Origin of the sequence: uncultured Desulfovibrio sp., from assembly GCF_944327235.1 — a bacterium.
Taxonomy (GTDB): domain Bacteria; phylum Desulfobacterota; class Desulfovibrionia; order Desulfovibrionales; family Desulfovibrionaceae; genus Desulfovibrio.
This window is the reverse complement of sequence record NZ_CALVHE010000116.1, coordinates 1-6525: the sequence shown is the minus strand read 5'-3', so window position 1 is coordinate 6525 and position 6525 is coordinate 1. Positions and strand designations below refer to the sequence as shown.

Genomic DNA, 6525 nt, shown 5'->3' with positions numbered 1-6525 from the left:
CCCATACATTCCTTTCGGCAATCCATATTGCTGCCATTGTCATTTTTTACCTTTAATGAGTCCTGACCCTAGAGCATCTTCAGCATCCACCGCTTGTTTTGGGGGGAAGGGGTGACCCATCCCTTCCCCAGCGCGCTTTTAGAGCATTTTGCCTGAAAACGGCAAAATGCGAGGCGGCGGCACCGCGCCGCCCGGCCGAAACCAAGCGGGATGAGCGTGTTTTTTCCGCGAAACGCCAGGCCGCATGGTTTGGAGCGCAAAGCGTTTCAAACGGAAAATGCTCTGTCTGGGGGAAGAGACAGGGACGCAAGGCGACTCCGCCCCAATGCACGCGGAGCTGGCCCAGCCTACTTGTCTTATATGTTTAAATCATTTGCAAAATCTGTGTAACAGGCATTGAAGGCCGAACGACGGAAGGTCGCCAAGCCGCACGGCAGAGGACGGCCTCCGTCAGGCAACTCGTCACGCCGGGCAGGGGAAAGGACTCCGGGCCTTTCCCCGCAAAACAGGCAGGAGCCGCCATGCAGTCGTCGACATCCCAACGCGCGCGCTGGAGTTCTCTGTGGACATTGACCTGGCCGCAGATCCTCACGTTGCTCGTACAGTTCGGCATCGGCCTGACGGATGTCTGGGCGGCCGGGCACATCGGCCCGGACATCCAGGCATCCATAGGACTCATCGCCCAGTGCAACATGGTGCTCATGACCATCGGCATCGCCACGGGCAACGGAGCTGTGGCCGCCGTGAGCCAGAGCCTCGGCGCGGGACGCGATCAGCGGGCGCGGCGCTTCGTCGGGCTGGTCCTGTTCGCCGGACTGGGCGCGGGCATCCTGCTGGCCTGCCTCGGCGGGATCTTCCAGGCGGAACTGCTGGCGCTCATGCGGACGCCCGAACATCTGCTGCCATCCGCCGCCCTCTTCCTCGAGATCTCCCTCTGGTCCCTGCCGGGGCAGTATCTGCTCACCATCAGTACGTCCGTCCTCCGTTCCGCCCGCATCGTGCTGCTGCCGCTCGGCGTCATGCTCCTTGCCGGAGCAGCCAACATCTGGGGCGATCTCGCGTTCGGTCTGGGCTGGTGGGGCTTCCCCCGCTACGGCGCGGCCGGTCTGGCCTGGGCGTCCTTCGGCTCGATCCTCCTGGGGGCCGTCATCCTGCTGGTCATCATCCGGCGCGCGGGCTTTTTGCGGCGGGACGCCCTTCCTCCGCTCCGCTGGGCGCGGCGAGGGGGCGGCTACCTGCTGCGCGTGGGCCTGCCCGCGCTGGGGACCTCGGTCCTCTGGCAGACAGGGTTCGTCCTCGTGCTCATCATCACCATGACCCTGCCCCACGACGGCGTGGGCGCGCTGGCGGGCCTCACGGCCGGAATGCGCATCGAGGCCGTCATCTTCCTCCCAGCTGTGGCCTGCCAGATGGCGGTGGCTGTCCTGGTGGGACAGAGCCTCGGCAGAGGGGACAGGCCGAGGCGCAGCGCGTGGCCTATGCCATGCTGCTCTTTGCCGTCCTGGACATGGGCCTGCTGACGGTGATCCTCTGGTTCCTGCGTCACGATCTGGCGGCCATGATGTCCCCGGACCCGGCGGTGCGGGAGGAGACCGTACGCTATCTGGTCTTCAATTTCCTTTCCGCGCCGGTCATGGTGGCCAATCTCGTGCTGGTCGGGGTGTTCATCGGCGCGAGCGCTACCCGCTATTCCATGTGGAGTTATCTCATTTCGGTCTGGTGCGTGCGCCTGCCGCTTTCCTGGTGGCTGGGGCACAAGGTCATGGACTCCTCTTCCGGCGTGTACTGGGCCATGATCATATCCCAGATCGTCCAGTTCGCGCAGCTTTTCTGGACGCTGCTGTACGCGGACTGGAAACGCTATGCCCTGACGGGGCGAGCGTCCTGAACGACCGCGACGCCCCTGACGCACGGGGGAGGCGCATGGCCGCGTCCGCGCGATACGGACGCCTCCCCTCCCCCGCTCCATCCCCTAACCGGCATTCCTCCGGGACATGCCGCGCATGACACACAGGAGAAACATATGTTGAGAAGGATGCTGCACACCACGGCGACGCTGCTGCTCACCCTGCTGCTGTCCACGCAATGGGCCCTTTGCGGCGAACTGACCAAGCTCTCCACGGCCTGGCTCGGCGAGCACGAGACCTTTCTGATGTGGTACGCCAAGAGCAAGGGCTGGGACAAGGAAGCCGGTCTCGACATCGAGATGAAGCTCTTCCAGTCCGGCTCGGACATCCTCAATGCCCTGCCCCGCAAGGAATGGCAATTCGCGGCCATCGGGGCCGTCCCGGCCATGCTGGGCAACCTCCGTTTCGACACGCTCATCATCGGCATCGCCAATGACGAATCCCGCAGCAACGGCGTCGTCGTCCCGGCGGGCTCCCCCATCGCCCAGACCAGAGGCTGGAACAAGGACTACCCCGACCTTCTCGGCAGCCCTGACACGGTGAGAGGAAAGACATTCTACGTGACGACCGTCTCCTCGGCCCACTATGCCCTGAGCGCCTGGCTGAACCTTCTGGGCCTGAAGGACGGGGACGTGGTCATCAAGAACACGGATCAGCAATCCGTGCTTGAGGCGTTCCGGGATGGCAAGGGGGCCGGCGTCGCCCTCTGGTCGCCCTATCTGCTGGAAGCGCAGAAGGCGGGCGGCACGCTGGCCGCGAACCTCGCCACCTGCAAGCTGGGCAATCCCATTGTGCTCATCGCCGCCAGCGACTATGCCAAGGCCAACCCCGATGTGGCGGCCCGCTTCCTGAGCGTGTACCTGCGGGCCGTGGACATGATGAAGGAGACGCCGCTTGAACAGATCGTCCCGGAATACGAACGCTTTTTCCGGGAATATCTGCAACGTGACTATCCGAAGGGACTGGCCGAGGAGGACATCAAGAACCATCCCGTCTATTCTCTGGAAGAACAGCTTGCCCTCTTTGACGGGACAAAGGGGCAAAGCCAGGCGCAGGCGTGGCAAAGCGAGATCTGCCGTTACTATCTGCGGATCAACCGTATCAGGTCGACGAGGCGCAAAAGGTCTCCGACGGCAGCTACGCCACGGACGCGTATCTCAAGCGCGTCAGATAGAACAATTCCACATTGAAAATGTGGATCGCTCTGGTAGTCGCGAGAGCGACTACCTGCAACCGAACACACGGAAAAACCACGCTTTTTCCGTAGTGTGAGGGCAGCGTCAGCAGGGAAATCGGACACGATTTCAATGCGAATCCGCTCTAGTTCTCGCCAGTGAAAACGGCATGACGCGAGACGGCGGCACAACGCCGCCCGACCCAACGTGAGCGGGAAAACGCGTCTTTACCGCGAAATGACAGGCCGTATGGTTTGGGGCGCGAAGCGTTGCAAACTGAACATGTTCCGAACGGCTCGCGTCGCGTGCGCGCCATGAAAAAGGCGAGGCGGGGATCCCCCGCCTCGCCTGTCCGTCACAAAGACTACGCGCCGCGGCGCGCATCAGGCCAGCCCGGCCCTGAGCTGCTCCTCGAAGTAGGCGATGGTCTTTTTCAGACCGTCCTCCAGCGCGATCCGCGGCTCCCAGCCCAGCAGCTCACGCGCCAGACTGATGTCGGGACGGCGCTGCTTGGGGTCGTCTCCGGGCAGGGGTTCGTAAGTGATCTTCGAGGCGCTGCCGGTGAGCGCCACCACCTTCTCGGCCAGTTCGCGGATGGTGAACTCACCGGGATTGCCCATGTTGACCGGCCCGGTCACGCTGTCCGGCGAGGCCATGAGACGGCACATGCATTCGATGAGATCATCCACATAGCAGAAGGAACGCGTCTGGCTGCCGTCGCCGTAAATGGTGATGGGCTCATTCTTCAGGGCCTGTACGATGAAGTTGGAGACCACCCGGCCGTCGTTGGGATGCATCTTGGGCCCGTAGGTGTTGAAGATGCGGCCCACCTTGATCTTGAGGCCGCTCTGCCGCCAGTAGGAGAAAAAGAGCGTCTCCGCGCAGCGCTTGCCCTCATCGTAGCAGGCGCGGATGCCGTTGGGATTGACATGCCCCCAATAGGTCTCCGGCTGGGGATGCACGTCGGGATCGCCGTACACTTCGCTGGTGGAGGCCTGGAAGATGCGGGCCTTCAGGCGCTTGGCCAGCCCCAGCATGTTGATGGCCCCGTGCACGCAGGTCTTGACGGTCTGCACCGGGTCATGCTGGTAGTGGATGGGCGAGGCCGGACAGGCCAGATTGTAGATCTCGTCCACCTCCACGAACAGCGGAAAGGTCACGTCATGGCGCATCAGCTCAAAGCGCCGGTTATCCATGAGCTCTTCCACATTGGCGCGGGCGCTGGAAAAAAAGTTGTCCACACAGAGGACTTCATGCCCCTCATCCAGCAGACGCGCGCACAGATGCGAGCCCAGAAAGCCCGAACCGCCCGTCACAAGAATCCTTTTTCGCAAATGCATGGCTTGCGCTGACCTCCGAAAAGCGTATCTCTGTTCATTATCCTGAATGGGCACAGGATGCAAACACGGCCACGGGCCCGCGGCTGACAGGGATTGCGCTTCTTGCCGTGACGCCGGGGGACCGGCGGGCGGAGGTCGCATTGCGGGACAAGCAAGCCGCGTATCGCCCCCGGCAAAAGATTGGGGAAGGGAGAGGAGGAGCGCGAGGGGGAGAGGGAGACCGTTTTTCAAAACGGTCTCCCTCTCCCCCTCGTAACAAGCGCCGTCCCCGCGACAGCGGGGACGCGCCGTCAATCCGTCAGAGTATTAGAGCGTAGCGGCTTCTTCGACGGTCTCAAAGGCTTCGATGATGTCACCGATCTTGATGTCATTGAAGTTCTCGAGGCCGACACCGCATTCATTGCCCTTGACCACTTCACGGGCATCATCCTTGAAGCGCTTGAGGGAGCTGATCTTGCCGGTGTAGACCACCACGCCGTCGCGTAGCAGGCGCACCCCGGCGTTGCGGGCGATCTTGCCGTCCGCCACATAGGAACCGGCGATCATGCCGACCTTGGGCACGCTGATGGTCTTGCGCACTTCGGCCTGACCAAGGTAGACCTCGCGCTGCACGGGAGCCAGCAGACCGGCCATGGCGCTCTTGATGTCGTCCACGAGCTTGTAGATGATATCGTAGAAGCGGATATCCACGTTTTCCCGCTCGGCCACATCCTTGATCTTGGCGGTGGGACGCACATTGAAGCCGATGATGATGGCCTGCGACGCCGAAGCCAGCAGGATGTCGGACTCGGTGATGGCGCCGGTGCCGCCATGCACCACGCTGATGCGCACCTTGTCCGTGCTCTGCTTGTTGAGCGCTTCGGTGATGGCTTCCAGCGTGCCCTGCACGTCGGCCTTGAGCACCAGATTGAGCGTGAGCGCTTCCTGATCCGAGGCCCGGCGCGAGAGGAAGGTCTCCAGCGTCACGCGGGACTCCTTGGCCAGCTCCTTCTCACGCTGCTTGACGGCGCGGGCATCCGCGATGCGGCGGGCCAGCTTTTCGTCCGCCACGGAGAAGAATTCCTCACCGGCTTCCGGCACGCCGTCAAAGCCCTGCACTTCCACGGGGATGGACGGACCGGCTTCCTTGACCTTCTTGCCCTGATCGTTGAGCAGAGCGCGCACGCGCCCGGAGAACTGGCCGCAGACGAAGGTATCGCCCTGACGCAGCGTACCTTCCTGGATGAGCACCGTGGCCACGGGGCCGCGTCCCTTGTCCAGTTTGGCTTCGACGATGCGCCCGTGAGCGGGCTTGTCCGGGTTGGCCTTGAGTTCGAGGATCTCCGCCTGCAGGGCCACCATTTCCAGCAGGTCGTCCAGGCCCTCGCGGGTCTTGGCCGACACGCGGGCCACGATGGTGTCCCCGCCCCAGTCTTCAGGCTGGAGGCCCAGCTCGGAAAGCTCGCGCAGCACGCGGTCGGGATCCGCTCCGGGCTTGTCCATCTTGTTGACCGCCACCATGATCGGCACATTGGCCGCCTTGGCGTGGTTGATGGCTTCGCGGGTCTGCTCCATGACACCGTCGTCGGCGGCGACCACCAGGATGACAAGGTCAGTGACCTGCGCGCCGCGGGCGCGCATGGCCGTGAAGGCCTCGTGACCGGGCGTGTCGAGGAAGACGATCTCCCCGCGCTTGGTCTTCACATGGTAGGCCCCGATATGCTGGGTGATGCCGCCCGCTTCGCCGCTGGTCACATTGGATTTGCGGATGGCGTCCAGCAGGGAGGTCTTGCCGTGGTCGACGTGCCCCATGATGGTCACCACGGGCGGACGCGGCTTGAGATCTTCCGGCTTGTCCGGCTCGCCGGAAAGCAGGTAATCGCTTTCGGAGAAACCGGTCTTTTCCACTTCGTAGCCGAATTCCGCCGCCACGAGGGTGGCCGTATCGATATCCAGCGACTGGTTGATGGTGGCCATGACGCCCAGACCGAACAGCACCTTGATGATCTCGGTGCTCTTCAGGCCCATCTGATGGGCCATGTCCGCCACCACGATGGCTTCATCCACGCGGATCTTGCGCTTGGCGGCCTTGAGGGGCTGGGTGGCCTGCTGGGCGGCGGGCAG

5 protein-coding genes are annotated in these 6525 nt (G+C 63.2%); 3 read left to right on the top strand and 2 right to left on the bottom strand.

The window, feature by feature from the left end:
- Nucleotides 1-521 precede the first annotated feature (521 nt).
- The 3 genes from Q0K00_RS11045 (at nucleotide 522) to Q0K00_RS11035 (ending at nucleotide 3097) form a co-directional block, all read left to right on the top strand.
- The gene (locus Q0K00_RS11045; RefSeq protein WP_297229504.1) at nucleotides 522-1520 is read left to right on the top strand and encodes an MATE family efflux transporter; all 999 of its coding nucleotides are present in this window, start codon (nucleotides 522-524) and stop codon (nucleotides 1518-1520) included.
- Complete coding sequence (locus Q0K00_RS11040) at nucleotides 1472-1888, top strand: MATE family efflux transporter (protein ID WP_297229502.1); 417 nt, start codon at nucleotides 1472-1474, stop codon at nucleotides 1886-1888. The genes Q0K00_RS11045 and Q0K00_RS11040 overlap by 49 nt, the downstream gene beginning before the upstream one ends.
- 135 nt (nucleotides 1889-2023) lie before the next feature.
- Nucleotides 2024-3097 carry an ABC transporter substrate-binding protein gene (locus tag Q0K00_RS11035; RefSeq protein WP_297229500.1) on the top strand — a complete coding sequence of 358 codons (1074 nt, stop codon included), beginning with the start codon at nucleotides 2024-2026 and terminating at the stop codon, nucleotides 3095-3097.
- A gap of 368 nt (nucleotides 3098-3465) precedes the next feature.
- Here the strand turns inward: Q0K00_RS11035 and Q0K00_RS11030 are convergent, their stop codons facing one another.
- Nucleotides 3466-4422, bottom strand: coding sequence for a UDP-glucuronic acid decarboxylase family protein (locus tag Q0K00_RS11030; protein ID WP_297229498.1), 957 nt, complete (start codon nucleotides 4420-4422; stop codon nucleotides 3466-3468).
- 306 nt (nucleotides 4423-4728) lie between these two features.
- On the bottom strand, nucleotides 4729-6525 hold a 1797-nt coding region (gene infB / locus Q0K00_RS11025), incomplete at its 5' end, for a translation initiation factor IF-2 (RefSeq protein WP_297229496.1).

Coding starts and splice junctions, on each gene's coding strand:
- Q0K00_RS11045 (WP_297229504.1), top strand. CDS start 522: ATGCAGTCGTCGACATCCCAACGCGCGCGCTGGAGTTCTCTGTGGACA.
- Q0K00_RS11030 (WP_297229498.1), bottom strand. CDS start 4,422: ATGCATTTGCGAAAAAGGATTCTTGTGACGGGCGGTTCGGGCTTTCTG.
- Q0K00_RS11035 (WP_297229500.1), top strand. CDS start 2,024: ATGTTGAGAAGGATGCTGCACACCACGGCGACGCTGCTGCTCACCCTG.